The sequence below is a fragment of the Sphingobium sp. B12D2B genome, from assembly GCF_025961775.1.
In the GTDB taxonomy this organism is placed as follows: Bacteria; Pseudomonadota; Alphaproteobacteria; order Sphingomonadales; family Sphingomonadaceae; genus Sphingobium.
This window is the reverse complement of the sequence record NZ_JAOQOH010000001.1, coordinates 1,266,067-1,285,862: the sequence shown is the minus strand read 5'-3', so window position 1 is coordinate 1,285,862 and position 19,796 is coordinate 1,266,067. Positions and strand designations below refer to the sequence as shown.

General features: G+C 64.8%; 21 protein-coding genes and 1 other RNA gene. 15 read left to right on the top strand and 7 right to left on the bottom strand.

Going from position 1 to position 19,796, the window contains the following annotated elements; genetic code table 11:
- Positions 1-301: 301 nt before the first annotated feature.
- The 4 genes from M2335_RS06150 to mscL all read right to left on the bottom strand — a co-directional run bounded on the left by M2335_RS06150 (position 302) and on the right by mscL (position 2,221).
- Positions 302-658: a tetratricopeptide repeat protein gene (locus M2335_RS06150; RefSeq protein ID WP_181560245.1), complete on the bottom strand. Its 357-nt coding sequence runs from the start codon at positions 656-658 to the stop codon at positions 302-304.
- Between the two features lie 270 nt (positions 659-928).
- Positions 929-1,319: a transfer-messenger RNA gene (ssrA, locus tag M2335_RS06145) on the bottom strand.
- A gap of 89 nt (positions 1,320-1,408) precedes the next feature.
- Positions 1,409-1,669 (bottom strand): hypothetical protein, encoded by a 261-nt coding sequence (locus M2335_RS06140; RefSeq protein WP_264595368.1) that lies wholly within the window; start codon positions 1,667-1,669, stop codon positions 1,409-1,411.
- Between the two features lie 123 nt (positions 1,670-1,792).
- Positions 1,793-2,221 carry a large conductance mechanosensitive channel protein MscL gene (gene mscL / locus M2335_RS06135; protein WP_264573312.1) on the bottom strand — a complete coding sequence of 143 codons (429 nt, stop codon included), beginning with the start codon at positions 2,219-2,221 and terminating at the stop codon, positions 1,793-1,795.
- Positions 2,222-2,364: 143 nt separating this feature from the next.
- Here mscL and M2335_RS06130 point away from each other — a divergent pair, with 143 nt between their 5' ends.
- The 11 genes from M2335_RS06130 (at position 2,365) to M2335_RS06080 (ending at position 11,753) form a co-directional block, all read left to right on the top strand.
- Positions 2,365-2,982: a LemA family protein gene (locus tag M2335_RS06130; RefSeq protein WP_181560247.1), complete on the top strand. Its 618-nt coding sequence runs from the start codon at positions 2,365-2,367 to the stop codon at positions 2,980-2,982.
- A gap of 44 nt (positions 2,983-3,026) precedes the next feature.
- The gene (locus tag M2335_RS06125; protein ID WP_264574903.1) at positions 3,027-3,830 is read left to right on the top strand and encodes a TPM domain-containing protein; all 804 of its coding nucleotides are present in this window, start codon (positions 3,027-3,029) and stop codon (positions 3,828-3,830) included.
- A gap of 17 nt (positions 3,831-3,847) precedes the next feature.
- Positions 3,848-4,513: a TPM domain-containing protein gene (locus M2335_RS06120; protein ID WP_264594115.1), complete on the top strand. Its 666-nt coding sequence runs from the start codon at positions 3,848-3,850 to the stop codon at positions 4,511-4,513.
- A 44-nt stretch (positions 4,514-4,557) separates the two neighbouring features.
- A complete protein-coding gene (locus M2335_RS06115) occupies positions 4,558-5,073 on the top strand; it encodes an NUDIX hydrolase (protein WP_264595367.1) in 516 nt (171 codons plus the stop codon).
- A gap of 5 nt (positions 5,074-5,078) precedes the next feature.
- Complete coding sequence (locus M2335_RS06110) at positions 5,079-5,813, top strand: NYN domain-containing protein (protein WP_264594114.1); 735 nt, start codon at positions 5,079-5,081, stop codon at positions 5,811-5,813.
- A gap of 38 nt (positions 5,814-5,851) precedes the next feature.
- Positions 5,852-6,496, top strand: a complete 645-nt coding sequence (locus tag M2335_RS06105) for a phosphoribosylanthranilate isomerase (RefSeq protein WP_264594113.1) — start codon at positions 5,852-5,854, stop codon at positions 6,494-6,496.
- A gap of 68 nt (positions 6,497-6,564) precedes the next feature.
- Positions 6,565-7,176, top strand: coding sequence for a TIGR02281 family clan AA aspartic protease (locus M2335_RS06100; protein ID WP_264594112.1), 612 nt, complete (start codon positions 6,565-6,567; stop codon positions 7,174-7,176).
- A gap of 216 nt (positions 7,177-7,392) precedes the next feature.
- Entirely contained in the window at positions 7,393-8,649 is a 1,257-nt protein-coding gene (trpB, locus tag M2335_RS06095; protein WP_264585490.1) for a tryptophan synthase subunit beta, read from the top strand.
- Positions 8,646-9,455 (top strand): tryptophan synthase subunit alpha, encoded by an 810-nt coding sequence (trpA, locus tag M2335_RS06090; RefSeq protein ID WP_264594111.1) that lies wholly within the window; start codon positions 8,646-8,648, stop codon positions 9,453-9,455. The genes trpB and trpA overlap by 4 nt, the downstream gene beginning before the upstream one ends.
- Positions 9,452-10,306, top strand: a complete 855-nt coding sequence (gene accD, locus M2335_RS06085) for an acetyl-CoA carboxylase, carboxyltransferase subunit beta (protein WP_264585492.1) — start codon at positions 9,452-9,454, stop codon at positions 10,304-10,306. Before trpA ends, accD begins: the two co-directional genes overlap by 4 nt.
- Positions 10,307-10,415: 109 nt before the next feature.
- Positions 10,416-11,753, top strand: a complete 1,338-nt coding sequence (locus M2335_RS06080) for a bifunctional folylpolyglutamate synthase/dihydrofolate synthase (protein WP_264594110.1) — start codon at positions 10,416-10,418, stop codon at positions 11,751-11,753.
- A gap of 9 nt (positions 11,754-11,762) precedes the next feature.
- Here M2335_RS06080 and M2335_RS06075 read toward each other — a convergent pair whose 3' ends face one another.
- A complete protein-coding gene (locus tag M2335_RS06075; protein WP_264570926.1) occupies positions 11,763-13,121 on the bottom strand; it encodes an AmpG family muropeptide MFS transporter in 1,359 nt (452 codons plus the stop codon).
- Between the two features lie 94 nt (positions 13,122-13,215).
- The gene (locus M2335_RS06070; RefSeq protein WP_264594109.1) at positions 13,216-13,653 is read right to left on the bottom strand and encodes a response regulator; all 438 of its coding nucleotides are present in this window, start codon (positions 13,651-13,653) and stop codon (positions 13,216-13,218) included.
- 100 nt (positions 13,654-13,753) lie between these two features.
- On the opposite strand from M2335_RS06070, the gene M2335_RS06065 reads away from it, so the two are divergent.
- Positions 13,754-14,656: a pseudouridine synthase gene (locus M2335_RS06065; RefSeq protein ID WP_264594108.1), complete on the top strand. Its 903-nt coding sequence runs from the start codon at positions 13,754-13,756 to the stop codon at positions 14,654-14,656.
- Positions 14,653-15,195 carry a 16S rRNA (guanine(966)-N(2))-methyltransferase RsmD gene (gene rsmD / locus M2335_RS06060; RefSeq protein WP_264594107.1) on the top strand — a complete coding sequence of 181 codons (543 nt, stop codon included), beginning with the start codon at positions 14,653-14,655 and terminating at the stop codon, positions 15,193-15,195. Before M2335_RS06065 ends, rsmD begins: the two co-directional genes overlap by 4 nt.
- Before the next feature lie 32 nt (positions 15,196-15,227).
- On the opposite strand, the gene M2335_RS06055 is transcribed toward rsmD, so the two are convergent.
- Positions 15,228-15,644 carry a hypothetical protein gene (locus M2335_RS06055; protein ID WP_264594106.1) on the bottom strand — a complete coding sequence of 139 codons (417 nt, stop codon included), beginning with the start codon at positions 15,642-15,644 and terminating at the stop codon, positions 15,228-15,230.
- 106 nt (positions 15,645-15,750) lie between these two features.
- Between M2335_RS06055 and M2335_RS06050 the strand changes: the two genes are divergently transcribed.
- Positions 15,751-18,093, top strand: a complete 2,343-nt coding sequence (locus M2335_RS06050; RefSeq protein ID WP_264594105.1) for an ATP-dependent helicase — start codon at positions 15,751-15,753, stop codon at positions 18,091-18,093.
- Positions 18,094-18,382: 289 nt separating this feature from the next.
- On the top strand, positions 18,383-19,732 hold the full coding sequence (locus M2335_RS06045; RefSeq protein ID WP_264594104.1) for an MFS transporter: 1,350 nt from the start codon (positions 18,383-18,385) through the stop codon (positions 19,730-19,732).
- Positions 19,733-19,796 lie beyond the last annotated feature (64 nt).

Below are 19,796 nucleotides of genomic sequence, written 5' to 3'. Positions count from 1 at the left end.
ACTCTGTGAAGTCCCCCTTGCGCCCTCGGCGCGGCAGCTAGGCGATGAGTGTGACAGCGGGATGCAATCCCCGCGTCATCCGCGTGACGGATTCATGTCAGTTTTATTGCAGGGGCTTGGGGCAGCGGCCCACCACATGGACGAGGCCGCGAACATCCGCCCAGCTTTCGGAAGCGGGAGGATGTACGGCATTGGAGCTGCCGGTGGCGGGCTCGCCGTACCCCTCAATAGAAAAAAGGTGCGCAAGACCTGCGTCCGCGCACCTTTTCGGGATGATGTCCGGCCGGAAGCCGGATCGGCCTCAATGCTGATCGAGGCGCGCCAGCAGGGTGCGGGCGACGGCGTGGCTCGAATAGCTGGCGCCATCGGCCAGATCGAGCTGCTCGGCGGGCAGCGACTGAACGCGCATCAGCGCCTCGCGCGCCTCGGCCTTGCGCTGCGTGCGCGCATAGACCGTCGCGATGTTGATGAGCCGCGCGGGATCCGCAGCATCGGTCATGCTGGCCGGCTGCAACAAGCGCTCGGCTTCGTCCAGATTTCCGGCAGAAATGGCGGTGGCGGCATAGCTGCCCGTGGCGCCGCCGGTCTGAGCGATCGCGCCTGTGCAGCCCAGTGCCGCGAGCGCGGCGCCTCCTGCAATCAAAATCTTGAAATTCATGACAATTCCTCTCGTATCTTTTGAAATCTGACCGAGAGTATTTCAGTTTTATGACTCGCTATCAATATTCTAACAAAAATTTTTAAATACACAAAATCATAAGGATAGTCATCATTTTTCGTATGTACGTACGAGAGGAGCATTTTGTCATAATTCTGTAATATTCATGGTTCTGGGCTTTGCAGCGACGCTTGGGCGCGAAACGCCAGAACCGCGCGAAGCAGCGCCCCAAAGAAGTCGGGTCTTCAAAAGCTGTGCGAGAAGGGCTGAGGTGGGGAGCTTCTGTTGCCCGGCGCTCCCCGTGCCGCTGGAATCCGATTCTGTTGCCCGGTTCGGTCCAACCGCGTTCTGTTAGGGTAATGTCAGGCCGTGAGGCCCTCAATTACGCTGCAAGAGCAAGTGCTTCGTTATCGTTGGCACTTATGGGTTTTGAGCCTTGAACGGGTTACTCAGCCCGGGCAAAAACAGCGTTTTTCAACACACGTCGATCCTAGTTCGGCCCCGTCAGGAACAGTTCTTCCTGAAAGGAAGAGCCACTTCTGGTGGAGCCGCCGGGTACCGCCCCCGGGTCCGCTGCGCCTATTACACGCCGCAGTTTATCGCCATAGCCGGACAAGCCGGCAGATCCTCATATAGGGATCAATTCGCGGTTGAGAAGCCCGCAGACGCAAACAGCCCGGCATAATCCCTCTGGACTATGCCGGGCCGGTGGAACCAAACGCTCAGCGAGCGCTCAGATCAATTGGCAACTCACTTGGCCGCGTCGACCGCGTCAGCCTTCTCGTCGCCCACGTTCCGCACGGCATCCGCACGATTTTCAAGACGATCCACGGCGTTTTCCGCGCGGTCTTCAGCAGCGCCGTTCATGTGGTCGCTCGCCTGCTCAAGCTGGTCAGCCTGGTTGTCAATCGCGTCCGCCCGGTTGTCATAGGCATCTTCGACGTTCTGCGCTTCCTTGGAATCGCATGCGGCCAGCGTCAGGGCTACGCCTGCAGCGGCAAGGATCATCATGGGTTTCACGCGTCTGTCTCCTGTTAGGTCCCGCCATCTGTCACGAGACTGCAAACAAAACCCCCGCAGCGACAAAGGTTCCCGGCTCGGCAACCTTTCGTTCACCCCAATGCGACGGACCGATCAGGGCTTCGCCTTCAGAACGTCGCGGATTTCCTTGAGAAGATCGACCTCGGAGGGGCCAGCGGGCGCTGCAACTTCCTCCGCTTTTTTCTTAACGAAGAAGCGGTTGGCCTGCCGCACGATCAGGAAAATGACGAACGCCAGAATGAAGAACTTGATCACCGCCGTGATGAACGAGCCATAAGCGAACACCGGCACCGCCGCAGCCTTCATGGCCTCCAGCGTGGGCTCCGTCCCGTCGGGGACGGCGGCCAGCGGAACGAAGTAGTTGGAGAAATCCAGGCCGCCGAGCAACGCGCCGATGATCGGCATGATGAGATCGTCCGTCACCGAACTGACGATGGCGCCGAAGGCTGCGCCGATGATGACGCCCACGGCGAGATCGAGGACATTGCCCCGTGCGATGAAGGCTTTGAATTCGGTCAGCATCGTGTTTCTCCCCTGCCGTCTGCGGGCTGCTGATGATGGATTTGGATGATGCGGGGCAGCTAAGCCCGTTGCGGGCGGGCAATCAACACCCTATTTAGCGTATCACTCAAGCGATACACCGCCTTATGAGGGGACAGACCGCCATGGCCACGCTTTCATCGCCATTCAAAGCACTGCGCATGTTTCTGCTGCTTGCCTTGCCGCTGGCGCTGGCGGCCTGCGGCATCAATTCGGTGCCCACCGCCGAGGAAAATGCCAAGGCCAAATGGGCTGACGTGCAGGCGGCTTATCAGCGCCGGGCCGATCTTATTCCCAATCTCGTCGCCGTCGCGCGCAATTCCGCGCAGATCGAGCGGGAGACGCTGGAAGGCGTGATCAGTGCCCGCGCCTCCGCGACGCAGGTGCAGGTCACCGCGGATCAACTGAGCGACCCGGCCAAGGTCCAAGCGTTTCAGGCCGCGCAGAACAATGTGAGCGGCGCCCTCTCCCGCCTGCTCGTCACCGTCGAGCGCTATCCCGACCTCAAGAGCCAGGAGCGCTTCGCGGACCTGATGACCCAGCTCGAGGGCACGGAAAACCGCATCAACATCTCGATCCGCGACTATAATCTCGCGGTGCAGGATTATAACACGCGCATCCGCACCTTCCCGGAGATGATCGGCGCCAAGCTGATCCATGGCGCCAAGCCGCTGACGCCCTTCGAGGCCAAGGCCGGTGCTGACACCACGCCGGATGTCGGCGCGATGTTCAACGGCAATTGACCCGGCCCCACCGCCCTGTCGCGCCGGCCATCGGGCCGGCGCTGATGCGCTTTATGCTGGTGCTGGTCGCGCTGCTCATGCTGCGGCCGGATGCTGCGCTTGCCCAGAGCTTTCCCGCGCTGACCGGGCGAGTGGTGGACGGCGCCGACATTCTCGACCCCGCCACAGAGGCAGCTCTCACCCAGCAATCCGAGACGTTGGAAAAAACCACCGGGCGCCAGCTGGTCGTGGCGACCGTGCCGGACCTCAATGGCTATGAGATCAGCGATTATGGCTATCGGCTTGGCCGCGCGTGGGGCATCGGCGAGAAGGATACCAACAGCGGAGTACTGCTGCTGGTCGCGCCGAACGAGCGTCGGCTGACCATTCAGGTCGGTTATGGTCTGGAGCCGATCCTGACCGATGCGCTATCCGGCCGCATCATCCGCGATGTCATCACGCCGCGCTTTCGCGACGGGGATTTTCCGGGCGGCATCAGCGCGGGCGTCGCCGAGATCGTGCGCATTCTCGAACTGCCGCCCGAAGAACAGCGCAAGCTTGCCTCGGCCGCGGCCGAGCAGGACAAGCGCCAGGCGGGGAAGGGCTTCGGGCCGGCGATTTTCCTCGCAATCTTCATATTGTTCTTCGTCGTGCTGCCCATTTTCGGGCGGTTGCGCGGCGGCCGGCGCTATCGCGGCGGCATCCACCCCATCATCATCTGGGGAGCAGAAGCGGCCATTCGCAGCGCGCTCAACAGTCGCGACAATGATGGCGGCGGCTGGGGTGGCGGCGGTGGCTGGGGCGGCGGTGGCGGCTTTTCCGGCGGTGGTGGCAGCTTCGGTGGCGGCGGCGCGAGCGGAGGCTGGTGATGGGCAGGCGGATTTCCATGAGCGAGGCCGATCACCGCATCGTCACCGATGCCGTGGCGAAGGCGGAACTGAAGACCGACGCGGAAATCGTGACCATCGTCGCGCGCCGGTCGGATGCCTATCATGATGTCGGGCTGCACTGGTCCTTGCTGTTCATGCTGCTGGTGCCGCTGATTGCTGCCGCCTTCCCCGCAGCTTATGAGCGTGCCTTGATCGGCCTGACCGGCGGCTGGCATCATGAGTTGCCGCGACACCTGCTCTACCTGCTGATGTTCGGGCAGATGTGCCTGCACTTCCTCGTGATGCGCTATCTGCTGGCGATCCCAGCGCTGCGGATGCTGGCGACGCCCGGCGCGACCAAATCGCGGCGGGTGCGGCGGCGCGCTCTGCTGCTGTTCCGTACTTCGGCCGAGGCGCGGACCCGCCGCCTTACGGGCATGTTGCTCTACCTCTCGCTGGATGAGCATCGCGCGGAAATCGTGGCAGACGAAGCCATCGCCTCGCGCGTGTCGCCGGAAGTCTGGGGCGAAGCAATGGCCGCGATGATCGACGAAGTGCGCGCCGGGCGCATCGCGCAAGGCATGGCGCTCGCCATCGAGAAGGCCGGCCTCATCCTCGCCGAACATTGCCCCAAAAGCGCCGACAATCCCAATGAGTTGCCGGATCGGCTGATCGAACTGTGAGCGACGCCACCCCTGAAGACGAGTTCCGCTTCCCCGAGGAAGCCATGTGGGAGGGCCGGTTCATTACCGCCAAGAGGCGCGGGCGGTGGGAATATGTCTCGCGCGCTCGCGGCATCCGCGCCGCCGTCATCATCGCCATGGATGAGGGCACGGACGGGCGCCATATTCTGCTGGTCGACCAGTTTCGCGTCCCCCTCGGGCGCCGATGTATCGAGCTGCCCGCCGGGCTGGTGGGCGACGAATCGGCTGGCGAAGAGCCGGGCCTCGCGGCCGCGCGGGAACTGGAGGAAGAAACCGGCTATCGCGCAGGCCGCATGGAGAATCTGGGCGAATATTGGAGCTCGCCCGGCATGGTCTCGGAAAGTTTCACCCTGTTCCGCGCCTTCGACCTTGAGAAAGTGGGCGATGGCGGCGGCGTGCCCGGCGAGGACATCCGCGTTCACCGCGTTTCGCTCGCCGGCTTCGCCGACTGGATCGCAGGCCGCCGCGCGGAAGGCTATGCAGTGGACGTAAAGCTGCTCACGCTGCTCGGCGGCGCGTTTCTTATGGCGGGAGAGTGATAGCAATGGGCGATCGGAAGATGGCGCCGAGCGGGGACAATCCAGAGGCCCGCAACATTGCGCTGCTGATCGATGCAGACAATTCTCGCCCTGACGACCTCGATGCCGTGCTGACCATCCTGGGCGACCTTGGAACGGTCAATGTTCGCCGCGCCTATGGAAACTGGTCGAAGCCCGCCCTCAAAGGCTGGGCGGGGCTCGTGCTTCAGCAGGCCATCGAGCCGCACCAGCAATTCGATCTCACCAAGGGCAAGAATGCCACGGACATGAAAATGACGATCGACGCCATGGACCTGCTCTATGGCGGCCGCGTCGATGGCTTCGGCATCATGTCCAGCGACAGCGATTTCATGCCCATCACCGTCCGAATCCGCCAGAACGGGTTGCCGGTTTATGGCTTTGGCAATGCCAAGGCTCCCGTCGGCTTTCAGAGGGCCTGCACCCGGTTTATCGACCTCGGCGCACTCGCCGCCAGTGAAGCCGACGAAGTGACGGTCGAGGCCAAGCCACCCATTGACGAGGAACTGGTGAAGCTGCTCGGAGATGCGTGGAAAGCATCCAAGCGCGATGAGCGCGGCTTTGCCCGCCTTTCTGAACTTGGGCAGCGGGCTGCCAATCGCTCGTCCTTCGATGCGCGCAGCTACGGCTTTTCCCGCCTTTCCGAGCTGATCGCCTCCTTGCCCAATTTCGTCACCGAGCAGCGCGAGGATGGCGCTGTTTTCGTGCGGCGCGTGCGCTGAATTTCCAACAGGCCAGAAGCTCGCTACACCCCGCCGCAATGTCACGAGTCGCCATCAAGATTTGCGGGGTCAAGACCGCCGAGGCTATCGATGCGGCCGTGCGTGGCGGCGCGAGCCATGTCGGCCTCAATTATTTCCCGCCCAGTCCGCGCTATCTCGCGCCTGATCGGGTGAGCCTCATCGCCGCGCGGGTGCCGGCCCATGTGAAGCGGGTGGGTGTTCTCGTCGATCCGAGCGATGATCTGATCGATACGCTCGTCGCTGCCGGCGGCATGGAGATTGCCCAGTTGCATGGACGAGAGACGCCGGAACGGGCTGCGGCCATCCGCCAGCGCACCGGGCTGGAGGTCTGGAAAGTCATCTCCGTGAAGACCGCCGGCGATCTCGCCACTGGTGCGGCTTATGCGGGCGCGGCCGACTTCCTGCTCTACGATGCCAAGACGCCGGACGGCGCGGCTCTGCCCGGCGGCATGGGCCTGCGCTTTGATTGGCGGCTGCTCGCCGGCCATCGCCCGCCGCTGCCTTGGGGCCTCTCGGGCGGGCTGGATGCGGAGAATGTCGCCGATGCCGTTCGCCTGACTGGCGCACCGCTGGTGGATGTCTCTTCCGGCATCGAGAGCGCGCCGGGCGTCAAGGATGTGGCCAAGATCGCTGACTTTTGCCGTGCGGCGCAGGCTGGCTGATTGGATCCCCCTGGGCGGTTCGCGGACGCTGTGCGGGATCGAATGCACGTGATTGCGGTTGAACTTTCATGCCGATGACGACCAACCCCGAATGGCTTCACCTTGCGCTCTACGCGGGCGGTGCGGCGCTGATCCTCATTCTGATCTTCAAAATCCCCTATGTGGGACGGGCTCTGCGCGCCCTGTTTTCGTTCGCCTTGCTGGCTTTTGCCTTGTTCGTGCTGTTCCAGCAGGCGCCATTCGACCCGTCCCTGTCGCGCTTCAGCAGCCGGCTCGGCGTCGACTCTCAGCAAGTCGTGGGCGACGAGGTGCGCATCCGGATGTCGCCCGACGGCCATTTCTGGGCGACGGCGCAAATCAACGGCATCGACCGGCGGATGCTCATCGATAGCGGCGCCACCGTCACAGCGCTGTCCACGGGGACGGCAGACCTGGCAGGCGTGCCCCGCGGGGCCAGCCTGCTGCCGGTCGTGCTCCAGACAGCGAACGGAACAGTGCAGGCGGAAACGGGCACCGTCGAGCGCCTCGCGATCGGCCCGCTGACGGCCCAAAATCTCAAGGTCGTGATCTCGCCCGCGCTGGGTGACATGGACGTGCTGGGGATGAACTTTCTCTCCCAACTGGCCTCCTGGCGCGTGGAGGAGCGAACCCTGATCCTCGTGCCCGCCCCGCCCGCCTGATGGATCAGGACCGAGGGCAAAACGGGCGCCGCTCGCGCGACTGCCCCAAAGGTCAGCCGCCGAATACGTCAATGCGGTGGACAACGCCGCGACCTTCTGCAAAGCGGTTGGGAATGATGACACTGCCTGCCATAGCCAGATGCATCGGGACACGATGGCGCTGATCGCTCGACCCTTTCGACGCGACCCGACCCCAGTGACCAAGAGAGACGCACAGTGACTGCTGCAACCACCCTCCCCAATTCCCGCCCCAATTCCTTGCGCGCCCTGCCCGACGAGCGCGGCCATTTCGGCCAGTTCGGCGGCCGTTACGTCGCCGAGACGCTGATGCCGCTTATCCTTGACCTGGAGCGCGAGTATCGCGCCGCCAAGGAAGACCCGGCTTTCGAAGCCGAGTTCAATGGCCTGATGACGCATTATGTCGGCCGCCCCTCGCCGCTCTACTTCGCGGAACGGCTGACCGCTTATTATCGCGAGCGCGCCAAGCCCGGTTTCGGCGCCAAGATCTATTTCAAGCGCGAAGAGCTCAATCACACTGGCGCGCACAAGATCAACAATTGCATCGGCCAGATCCTGCTCGCCATCCGCATGGGCAAGACGCGGATCATTGCCGAGACCGGCGCCGGCCAGCATGGCGTGGCGACGGCGACCGTTTGTGCCCGCTTTGGCCTGCCGTGCACCATCTTCATGGGCGCTAAGGACATCGAGCGGCAGCAGCCCAACGTCTTCCGCATGAAGCTGCTCGGCGCCGAAGTGCGCCCCGTCACCAGCGGATCGCAAAGCCTCAAGGATGCGATGAACGAAGCGCTGCGTGACTGGGTCGCGACGGTCGAGAACACCTTTTACATTATCGGCACTGCCGCAGGTCCGCATCCCTATCCCGAGCTGGTGCGCGACTTCCAGAGCGTGATCGGCAAGGAAACCCGCGAGCAGATGCTGGCTGCCGAAGGGCGCCTGCCCGACCTGCTGATCGCGGCCGTCGGTGGCGGTTCCAATGCAATCGGGATGTTCCACCCGTTCCTCGACGATCCCGATGTGGCGATGGTCGGCACCGAAGCGGCGGGTCACGGGATCGATACGGACAAGCACGCAGCCAGCCTCACCGGCGGCAAGCCCGGCATCCTCCATGGCAACAAGACCTATTTGCTGCAGGACGAGGACGGCCAGATCACCGAGGCGCATTCGATCTCGGCGGGCCTCGATTATCCAGGCATCGGCCCCGAGCATAGCTGGCTGCACGAGAGCGGCCGCGTGCGCTATGTGCCGGTGACCGATGTGCAGGCTCTGGACGCGTTCCAGCTCTGCTCGCAGCAGGAAGGCATCATCCCCGCCCTCGAAAGCGCTCACGCCCTCGCGGCGCTGGAGGCGGAGGCTACGGCGATGCCGCAGGACAAGCTGATCGTCGTCAACGTCTCCGGCCGCGGCGACAAGGACATCTTCACCGTCGCCCAGGCGCTGGGAGCGAAGATATGAACCGCCTCACCTCCACCTTCGCCCGCACCCGCTCGGAAGGGCGCGCCGCACTCGTGACCTTCGTCACGGGCGGCGATCCGACGCCTGCTGACACGGCCTCCGTGCTCGATGCGCTGGTCGCGGGCGGCGCGGATGTGATCGAGCTGGGGATGCCGTTCACTGATCCCATGGCGGACGGGCAGGCCATTCAGTCCGCCAATCTGCGCGCGCTGGCGGCGGGGATCAGCACGGCGAAGATCTTTGAGATCGCCGCCGCCTTCCGCGCTCGCCATCCTGACACGCCGCTCGTGCTGATGGGCTATGCCAACCCGATGACCGTGCGCGGCGCCGACTGGTTCGCCGCCGAATGCGCCAAGGCGGGCGTCGATGGCGTGATCTGTGTCGATATTCCGCCCGAGGAAGATGCCGAGCTTGGCCCGGCGCTGCGCGGCGCTGGCGTCTCGCTGATCCGCCTTGCGACGCCGACCACGGATGCCGCGCGTCTGCCGGCCGTGTTGGAGGGCGCCTCGGGCTTTCTCTATTATGTGTCTGTCGCCGGGATCACCGGCTTGCAGCAGGCCGCGCAAACCAGCATCGAGTCCGCTGTGGCCAAGCTCAAGGCCGCCACCGACCTGCCCGTCGCCGTGGGCTTCGGCGTGCGCACGCCCGAGCAGGCGGCCGCCATCGGCGCGGTGGCTGAAGGGGTGGTCGTCGGCTCGGCCATCGTCGAGCTGGTCGGAAAGCATGGCGCCCAGGCTGCCGGCCCGGTTCGAGACTTCGTGGCGACCCTGCGCGCCGCGCTCAATCAGAAGGAGAAAGCCGCATGAGCTGGCTGAACCGCGTTCGCAATGCCCTGCCCTTCATCGCCAAGAAGGCCGAGACACCGGACAATCTCTGGCACAAATGCACGAGCTGCGGCCAGATGATCTTCCAGAAGGAATGGGACGAGAATCTCTCGGTGTGCCCGCGTTGTGACCATCATGGCCGGATCGGCCCGCACACCCGCTTCGCGCATATTTTCGATGAGGGCACGATGCACATCCTGCCCGCACCGGTGGTCAAGGAAGACCCGCTCAAGTTCCGCGATTCCAAGCGCTACACCGATCGCTTGAAGGCCGCTCGCGCGCAGACCGGCGACCAGGATGCGCTGATCAATGCCTCCGGCCGGATCGAGGGCCAGCCGGCTGTTGTCGGCGTGCAGAACTTCGCCTTCATGGGCGGCTCGATGGGCACGGCGGTTGGCGCGGCCTTCGTCGCGGGCGTGCAGGAAGCCGTGCGCCAGTCCTGCCCTTATGTGATCTTTACCGCCGCTGGTGGCGCGCGGATGCAGGAGGGCATCCTCTCGCTGATGCAGATGCCCCGTGCCACCGTCGCCGTGCAGCAATTGCGCGCGGCTGGCCTGCCCTACATCGTGGTGCTGACCGACCCGACCACCGGGGGCGTCACCGCCAGCTATGCGATGCTGGGCGACGTGCAGATTGCCGAGCCCAATGCGCTGATCGCCTTCGCCGGTGCCCGCGTGATCGAGAACACCATCCGCGAGAAGCTGCCCGAGGGCTTTCAGCGGGCCGAATATCTGCTCGCGCACGGCATGATTGACATGGTGACGCATCGCAAGGAAATGAAGGCGACGCTGGCCAAGACGATCGGCTATCTGACGACGAAGCAAGCGGCATAAAACCACCGATTTCTGTCCCGTCCCCGCCTGTCTGAGGACTCGCCGACCTGCGCAGCAGGGCGAGTCTCCCGGCAAGCAGGCCGGCGGCACCTGACCCAGAGGCCTTGCGATGGCTGACCACGCCGTTTCCGATCACCCTGCCGTGCAGGCGCAACTCGATCGCCTGATGGCGCTTTCGCCCGGCCGTGACGTGCTGGGGCTGGAACGCATCAGCGAACTCGTCCGCCGGCTGGGTAACCCGCATCTGGAGATGCCGCCGGTCTTCCATGTCGCCGGCACCAACGGCAAGGGATCGACCTGCGCCTATCTGCGCGCGGCGCTGGAAGCCGACGGCAAGAGCGTCCATGTCTTCACTTCTCCCCATCTCGTGCGGTTCAACGAGCGCATTCGCCTTGCCGGCACGTTGATCGACGATGACACGCTGGCCCGCGCGCTGGAGCAGGTTCTCGACATCGGTGGCGATCTGAACGCCAGCTTCTTCGAGATTACCACCGCCGCAGCTTTCATGCTGTTCGCCACCGTGCCGGCGGATGCCTGCGTGATCGAGGTGGGCCTGGGCGGACGGCTGGACGCAACGAACGTCATTCAGGCGCCGGTCGCCTGCGGCATCGCCTCGCTGGCGATCGACCATGAGAGCTTCCTCCTCGCGCCGGACCATGACGTGCCGGAAGACCCGCTGAGCCGCATCGCCTTTGAGAAGGCCGGCATTGCCAAGGCCGGGGCGCCATTGGTCACCCAGCATTATCGCCCGGCGATGAACGCCACGATCGCGCGCGTGGCCGACAAGGCCGGTGCCGCGCATCTGCCGCGCGGGCGGAGCTGGGACATCGCCGAATATCAGGGCCAATTGCACTATCGCGACGAAGCCGGACGCATCGAATTGCCGATGCCTCGCCTCCACGGCGCTCATCAAATATCCAACATGGGCCTCGCCATTGCGATGCTCCGCCACCAGCAGGCCGTGCCATTGCCCGAGGCTGCGCTGCGCGCCGCGCCGCTCTGGGCGCACTGGCCCGCGCGCATGCAGCGTCTGGAAGGGGGCCCGCTCAATGCGATGCTGCCCGGGCGGACGCTGATGCTCGATGGCGGGCATAATCCCGATGCCGGCAAGGCGCTGGCCGACGCGCTGACGGAAAGCCATCTGGCCGATGAGGGCATCGACCTGATCATCGGCATGCTCTCGAACAAGGATGTCGCCGGCTTCCTCAAGCCGCTCCGCCCCTTGATCCGCTCGATCCGCTCGCTGCCGGTGCCCGGCCATGAGCATCACGGCCCGGAGGTCTTCGCGCAGGTCGCCCGCGCATGGGAAGTACCGCACCGCAGCTTCACCACGATCCAGGAGGCGCTGACGGATGTCGCCGCTGGGCCGCGACGCACCGTGCTGATGGCGGGCACGCTCTATCTGGCCGGGCAGGTGCTGGTCGCGAACAACCAGCCGCCGGTCTGAGGCGCGTCGCTAATCGTCCTGCGTGCTGGGCTGTCGCACGGACTCCACCACGAAGCCTTTCGTCCACATGATCCAGAGTAGGATCATGCCGGGGATCGCAGCCACGACGGTGAACGCCCAAAAACCGACCCAGCCCAACCCCTCGGCGAGATAGCCCGAAGGCGTCGAGAGCCATGTCCGGCCGACTGCCGCAAAGGATGAGAGCAAGGCAAACTGCGTCGCGGTATAGGCGAGGCTCGACAGGCCGGACAGGTAGGTGACGAACACCGTCAGGCCGATGCCGCTGGTGAAATTCTCCGTCCCCACCGCCAGCGCGAGCATCGGCGTCGAATGCCCGGCCACGGCCAGCGCGCAGAACAGCAGGTTGGAGAGCATCATCATCGCGCCGGAGACGAACAAAGCACGCCCCATGCCCAGCCGAGCGATGAACGGTGCGCCCAGCGCCGACCCGGCAATCAGGGCGGCAAAGCCGACGAACTTGTTGACGGTGACATATTCGGTGTCGGTAAAGCCCAGCTCCACGATCATCGGCGCCAGCATCACCTGCCCCATGGCATCGCCAATCTTGTAGATCAGCACGAAACCCAGGACGAGGAAGGCGCCGTGGCGGGAGAGGAACTCGCGGAATGGATTGACGATGGTCTCCTTGAGCCAGTCGCCCATCGCCAGCCCTTCGCGGACCGCGCGGTGCTCCACATAGCGCCCCGGCCCCGCCAGCAGCGCGCCAATCGCTGCCGGGAGCACGCAAAATGCAGTGATGCCATAGGCGACGGCCCAACCCAGCCCGGCGCCTTCAGTGGAGGCGAGGAAGATCGTCCCAGCGCCGGCCAGCAGATTGCCGGTGCGATAGCCGAACTGGTTCATCGCCGTACCGTGCGGCAGTTCCTGCTCGCTCAGGATTTCGATGCGATAGGCATCGATCACGATATCCTGCGTGGCGGAGAGGAAGGCGACGGCGATGGCCCAGAGCGCAAAGCGCGCCAGATCGGTCGCCGGATCGCTGGCGCCCAGTTGCCAGATCGCGCCAAACAGCAGCGCCTGGATGAAGAACAGCCACGCGCGCCGCTGCCCGAATAGGCGGGTGAGCACAGGCAGTGGCACCTTGTCGACCAGCGGCGCCCACAGGAATTTGAGCGTGTAGGGCGTCGTCAGGCCAATGGCGAAGCCGATCGTGGACTTGTCGATGCCAACCTTGGAGAGCCAGAAGGTCATGGTCGCCAGCAGCAGCGTCAGCGGAAAGCCGCTCGATATGCCGAGCAGGAACGCGACGAACGGCATGGGCCGCAAATAAGGACGGAAGCTTGGAACGAAGAAGCCGCTCGCCACGACTGCACCGACAATCACGGCGAATATGAGGGTCTGCGACATGCACACTCCGACTGCTTGGGCCTGAACGCGCAGTCTTAGAGCGCTATGCCGGAATTCAAAGCATCGTTTTTGCCGGCGCGCCTCAGCGCAGCCCTCAGTTGCGCTTGAAGAGCTTCAGCCCCGCCGGCAGCCGGCCCGGCGAACGCGCGCCTATCACCCGCTCGCACACGCCAATGGCACGGATAAGATCGCGCGGCAGAAACGGCTTGGAGAGGCATCCCAGCGCAATGTCCTGATCGCGCGCTTCCTCCGGGCAGGTGGCCGTCGCGAACAGCACGGCGATGCCGAGTTCGCGGGCATGGCGGGCCAACTCGACGCCCGAGCGGACACCGGCAAGCCGCACATCGGTCACCACCAGATCGACCGCGCCCTGTTCGAGGATGATCGCCGTCGCTTCCCGGAAGCGATCGACCGTCGCGACCACCTCATAGCCGGCCGTCTGGAGTGTGTGTTCTTCATCGAACGCGAGCAGCGGCTCATCCTCGACAATCAGGATGCGGCGTATTCGCTGCGTCTCCTTCGAGAAAAACATTGCCGCCTCATTCCCGTTGCGCCAAACCGCAGACCGAAAACGGATCGATCCCGGCGCACAAAAACGCTAGGTCGCGCGGCTGCGATTCGCCAGTGCAGCGATGACACAGCCGCCCCAAAAACGGACACAGATTTTGTCGAACACTCGTGGACCTTCCGGACCTCGCCGTCCCCAGCGCCCTGTAGCCGGTGCTACCGATCGTCGAGCCCAGCCGCCCAGAGCGCGCCGGGGCGCAGGCCGCGTCGCGCCGCAGGTGCGCCAGGCCGCCGATGATGGCACCGCGCGAGAGGGCGAGCGCATTGCCAAGCTGATGGCCCGCGCGGGCGTCGCCTCCCGCCGGGATGTCGAGCGGATGATCGCCGAAGGGCGCGTGGCGCTGAACGGCACGCTGGTGGAAACGCCCGCAACGCTGCTCAAGTCGCTGCGCGGCGTGACGGTGGATGGTGTGGCGGTGAAAGAACCCGCACCGGCCCGCATGTTCCTGTTCCACAAACCCGCAGGTCTCCTCACCACCGCCAAAGACCCCGCCGGGCGTCCGACCATTTATGATCGCCTGCCCGCCGACCTGCCGCGCGTGATGCCGGTCGGCCGGCTCGATCTCAACACGGAAGGTCTGCTGCTGCTCACCACCGATGGCGAGCTGAAGCGGCAGCTGGAATTGCCCTCGACCGGTGTCGAGCGCACCTATCGCGCGCGTGCCTTCGGGGAGATCAGCCAGGCCCAGCTTGAAGAACTGATCGAGGGCGTCGAGATTGAGGGGATGCGCTATGGCCGCATCGACGCCAATCTGGAGCGGCGGACCGGGCGCAATCAGTGGATTGAAATGACGCTGACCGAAGGCAAGAACCGCGAAGTGCGGCGCGTGCTCGAACATCTCGGCCTCAAGGTCAGCCGGCTGATCCGGACCCGCTACGGTCCCTTCGTGCTGGGAGATTCCGCGCCTGCTGAAGTGGCCGAGGTGCGGCAGGCCGATCTCATCAAATTCCGCAAGACGCTCAAATGAGGATCATCTCAGGACAATGGCGGGGCCGCCCGCTGGTGGCGCCAGTCGGCGAGGAGACGCGCCCGACAGCGGATCGCACACGCGAGACACTGTTTTCCATGCTCACCAGCCGGCTGGGCTCATTCGAAGGGCTTGCGGTGGGCGATTTCTTTGCCGGCTCCGGCGCGCTTGGCTTTGAGGCGCTCTCTCGGGGGGCAGCGACATGCCTGTTCGTCGAGCGCGACCGGGCTGCGATCGCTGCCCTGCGTAAAAATGCCGAAAAGCTGGGACTCGCGCGTCCCGACATCCGCCAGAACGATGTTCTCGCGCTTGGCGCCACGTCGGCCCCGCTGGATGTGATTTTCATGGACCCGCCTTATGGCACCGGCGCGGGTGCCGTCGCCCTGGACAAGCTCGCCCGGCTCGGCTGGGTCGGCCCCAGCACCTGGGTGAGCATCGAGACCGAAAAGCGGGAAGAGATCGCGGTCAAAGGCTTCGAATGCGATGCCGAGCGCGCCGTCGGCAAGGCCAAATTGGTCCTGCTGAGGCCAGCAACCTAGACGGACGCCGACCTCAGCAGAAGCTCAGTTAATTATTGCCCGCCGGGGTTCTTGCACCCGTCCTTCACGGTGCGCGAGCAGACCGGATATTCTGCCGGGGGCTGCGGAGCGGTCTGCTCCACGGGCCGCTGCGGCATCATCTCAACCTGACCACCACCGGGGGGCGGAGGCGGCGGAGGCGGCGGCGGCGTCATCGTGCCGCCGGGTGCAGGGGGCGGCGGGGGAGCTGGCGGCGGCGGCGGGTTCATGCCATCGCCAGGCATGGGGTTGCCGGTCGGCGGGGGCATGTCCGTCCCGCCCGGCATCGGCCCGGGTGTGTCGCCCGGCATCGGCGCGGTCGCGGACGGCGGGCCGGCTGGCGCGCCACCCGGAGGCGGCATGTCTTGTGCGTGGGCGGCAAGGGCCAGTGCCGAAGCGGCACCGCAGGCGAGAATGGTTGAGAAGCGCATGATCGCATCCTCCTATGAGTGATCGTTCTTGTGGGATGGAAATCCCGCAACGGGACAGCCGTTCCGTGCGAACCATCCACCGCAGACCGCCGGGGGTGTAATCGGGATGAAGCGGTCGGAACGCACGCCAAGGCCCTTGCCCCCGCCCCACCCGTTCCCTAGTTGTTCGCCTGTGACCGATCCTTTGCCAGCCCCCTCTCCTGCCGACCCGCCTTATATCCAGGGCCTCAATGCGCCGCAGCGCGAGGCTGTGCTGACCACGGAAGGGCCGGTTCTGGTTCTGGCCGGCGCCGGCACGGGCAAGACGGCAGCGCTGACCGCGCGCCTCGCCCATCTGGTAGCGACCCGCCGCGCCTGGCCCTCCGAGATCCTGTGCGTCACCTTCACCAACAAGGCCGCCCGCGAGATGCGCGAGCGCGTGGGGCGAATGATCGGCGAAGCGGTCGAGGGCATGCCCTGGCTCGGCACCTTCCACTCCGTCTGCGCCAAGATGCTGCGCCGCCATGCCGAACTGGTCGGGCTGCAGAGCAACTTCACCATTCTCGATACAGACGACCAGTTGCGCCTAATGAAGCAGATCATCGTCGCCGAGGGGATCGATGAGAAGCGCTTCACCGCCCGCGCGCTGGCCGGGCTGATCGACAAATGGAAGAACAAGGGCCTCACCCCCGGCGAAATCGACGCGGGCGAGAGCGAGGCCTTCGCCAATGGCAAGGGCGCGGCGATCTATGCGCTGTATCAGGCCCGCCTGCGCGCGCTCAACGCCTGCGATTTCGGCGATCTGCTGCTGCACATGCTGACGATCTTCAAGACTGATCGCGAGGTGCTCGAGCAATATCAGCAGCGCTTCCGCTACATCATGGTGGACGAGTATCAGGACACCAACACCAGCCAGTATCTCTGGCTGCGGCTGCTCGCCCAGCAGCGCAAGAACATCTGCTGCGTTGGCGATGATGACCAGAGCATCTATAGCTGGCGCGGCGCGGAAGTGGCGAACATCCTGCGCTTCGAGCGCGATTTTCCTGGCGCCGCGATCATCCGGCTGGAGCAGAATTATCGCTCGACGCCGCATATCCTCGCCGCGGCCTCCGGCGTCATCGCGCAGAATGGCGGGCGGCTCGGCAAGACCTTGTGGACGCAGGAGGCCGATGGCGAGAAGCTGCGCGTCATCGGCGTGTGGGACGGGCCGGAAGAGGCCCGCCGCGTCGGTGAGGAAATCGAGTCGCTGGAGCGGCAGGGCGTCGGCGCCGAGAAGATCGCCATCCTCGTGCGCGCCTCCTTCCAGACTCGCGAGTTCGAGGACCGCTTCATCCAGATCGGCCTGCCCTACCGCATCGTCGGCGGCTTCCGCTTTTATGAGCGTGCCGAAATCCGCGATGCGCTGGCATATCTGCGCCTCGTCAACCAGCCGGCGGACGATCTCGCCTTCGAGCGGATCGTCAACGTGCCCAAGCGCGGGCTGGGCGACAAGGCAGTCGAGAAGGTCCACCGCCTCGCGCGCGCCATGCGTGAACCGCTGACCAGCGCGGCCGCACGCATTCTGGACACGGACGAGCTGACACCGCAGGCACGGCGCTCGCTGGGGCGGTTCATCGGCGATCTCGCCCGCTGGCGCGATCTCGCCAATGCGATGAACCACGCCGATCTCGCGCGCCAGATTCTCGACGAGAGCGGTTACACCGCTGCGCTGCAGGCCGAGCGCACCACGGAAGCCAGCGGGCGGCTGGAGAACCTGCAGGAACTCACCCGCGCCATGGAGGAATATGAGACGCTCGGGGCCTTCCTCGAGCATGTCAGCCTCGTCATGGACAATGAGGCGCAGGCCGATGAAGCCAAAGTCACGCTGATGACCATCCATGCCGCCAAGGGACTGGAGTTCGACACCGTGTTCCTGGCGGGCTGGGAGGATGGCCTGTTCCCCTCGCAACGCGCGCTCGATGAGGGCGGCCTTGCCAGCCTGGAGGAAGAGCGTCGGCTGGCTTATGTGGCGATCACCCGTGCCCGCCAGCGCTGCCTGATCCTGCACGCCGCCAACCGGCGGGTCTATGGCCAGTGGACCAGTTCCATCCCCTCGCGCTTCATTGGCGAATTGCCCAAGGAGACGGTGGACGAGGAAAACACCATGTCCGGCGGCGCCAGCCTGTGGCGCGCCAACTGGTCCGAGCGGGACGATCCCTTCGCCAATGTCGCGCGCGGTTCAGGGCGCGGACCAGGCTGGCAACGGGCGCAAAGCCAGTTCTCGCGTGAGCCGACGCGCCTCGTCGAAGCGCGGCAGAGCGCTGTGAGCCTCGGAAACAAGGGTCGCAGCGACGTCAGCCTCGGTACCCGCGTCTTCCACCAGAAGTTCGGCTATGGGACGGTGACCGGCATCGAGGGCAACAAGCTGGAGATCGATTTCGAGCAAGCCGGCGCCAAGCGGGTTCTGGACAGCTTCATCAGCCTCGCCTGAGGTGCGGCATCTCAGGCGGCGCGATTGTGTTCAGGACGCCGCAGGTGCGCCAGGAAAAATGACAAGCTGCTTTATTTCCTGATGACTCATTAACCATGTTTTCTTAGGGCGGAGCTGCGACCCGAAGGGCGCTGGCAGCCCCAGTGCTCAAACTCGGCCCGGCGGAGCGTGGGTTCCTGCCGGGCCTTTTTCGTTCCGCCCAAGCGAAGGCGCGCGGCAATCGAAAATCTTTGCCCTGCGCGCGTTTTGGTCCGTTGCGCCGTCGCCAGCCTTGCGCCAAGGAACATGCATGGTCAGCCCATCTTCTCGCGAGCCTGACGGCACCGCCGGGCGCAAGCCACCGACCCATCCCTTTCAGATTGGCGCCTTCCGCGCCTATCTGATGGTCCGCCTGTCCACGATTCTCGCATCGAACGGCATGGCGCTCATCATCGCATGGGAAGCCTACAACATCGCGCGCCAGACCATGTCTCCCGGGCAGTCGGCGGCGCAATTGGGGCTGATCGGCCTCATCCAGTTTGTCATGGTCTTCGTGCTGACCCCCTTTGCGGGACTCGTCGCGGACAATTACTCGCGCACCCGCATCGCAATGGGCACGCTCTCGCTGCTGCTCTTCTCGGCAGGGATTTTGGCACTTTCCAGCTACGAAGGATGGATCAGCCTGCCGCTGATCTTCGCCCTCGCCGCGCTGATCGGCTTTGCCCGCGCTTTCCAAGGGCCAGCGCTCGGCTCTTTGGGCCCGAACATCGTCCCCAAGGACCTGCTGCCCCGCGCCATCGCGTTCAGCAGCATGTTCTGGCAGGCCGGCAGCATCGTCGGGCCGGCCGTCGCCGGCTACGCCTATGCCTTCAAGCCCTATTTTGCCTATATGTTCAGCAGCGCGCTGTTCGGCATGGCGGTCATCGGCATGATCTTCGTCGGCAAAGTCCCGCAAGCGGCCCGCCAGCGCGACCGTCATCCGATCGGCCAGATCATCGACGGCCTCACCTACGTGCGCACCAACCGGCTGGTGTTCGGCGCCATCACGCTGGATCTGTTTGCAGTGCTGCTCGCCGGCACCACGGCGCTTCTGCCGGTCTATGCGCGCGACGTGCTCCATATCGGCTCGCAGGGCTTGGGGCATCTTGCCGCAGCGCCGGGCATCGGCGCGGGGCTGACGGCGCTGTTCTTCTCGTTCCGGCCGCTGCGCCACAATGTCGGGCTGAAGATGATGCTCTCGGTCGGCATCTTCGGGTTGGCGACGATCGTCTTCGGGCTCACCGCCTTCATGCCGCAACAGACCGCAATCATCGTCGCCCTGTTCGCCATGGCGACGTGGGGCAGTGCGGACATGTTCTCGGTGTTCGTTCGCCAGTCGCTGATCCAGCTCCACACGCCCGACGACATGCGCGGCCGCGTGACCAGCGTATCGATGATGACGATTTCCGCCTCGAACGAGCTGGGCGATGCCGAGTCGGGGTTTCTCGCCGCGCTCATCGGGCCGATCGCTGCTGTGATTGCCGGCGGCGTGGGTGCAATCGCCATTACCTTGTGGTGGTCGCGCCTTTTCCCTGAATTGCGGAACGCCCGGACGTTCGATCCGCCCGAGGTTCATTTACGACCTTCCCACGCGGGCGCCACTCCCGCAAAAGAAGGATAGAGTCCGCCCCTTGCAAATCTCTATCAATTAGGTTTTAATTGATCGATCGCCTTATGGAGGATTG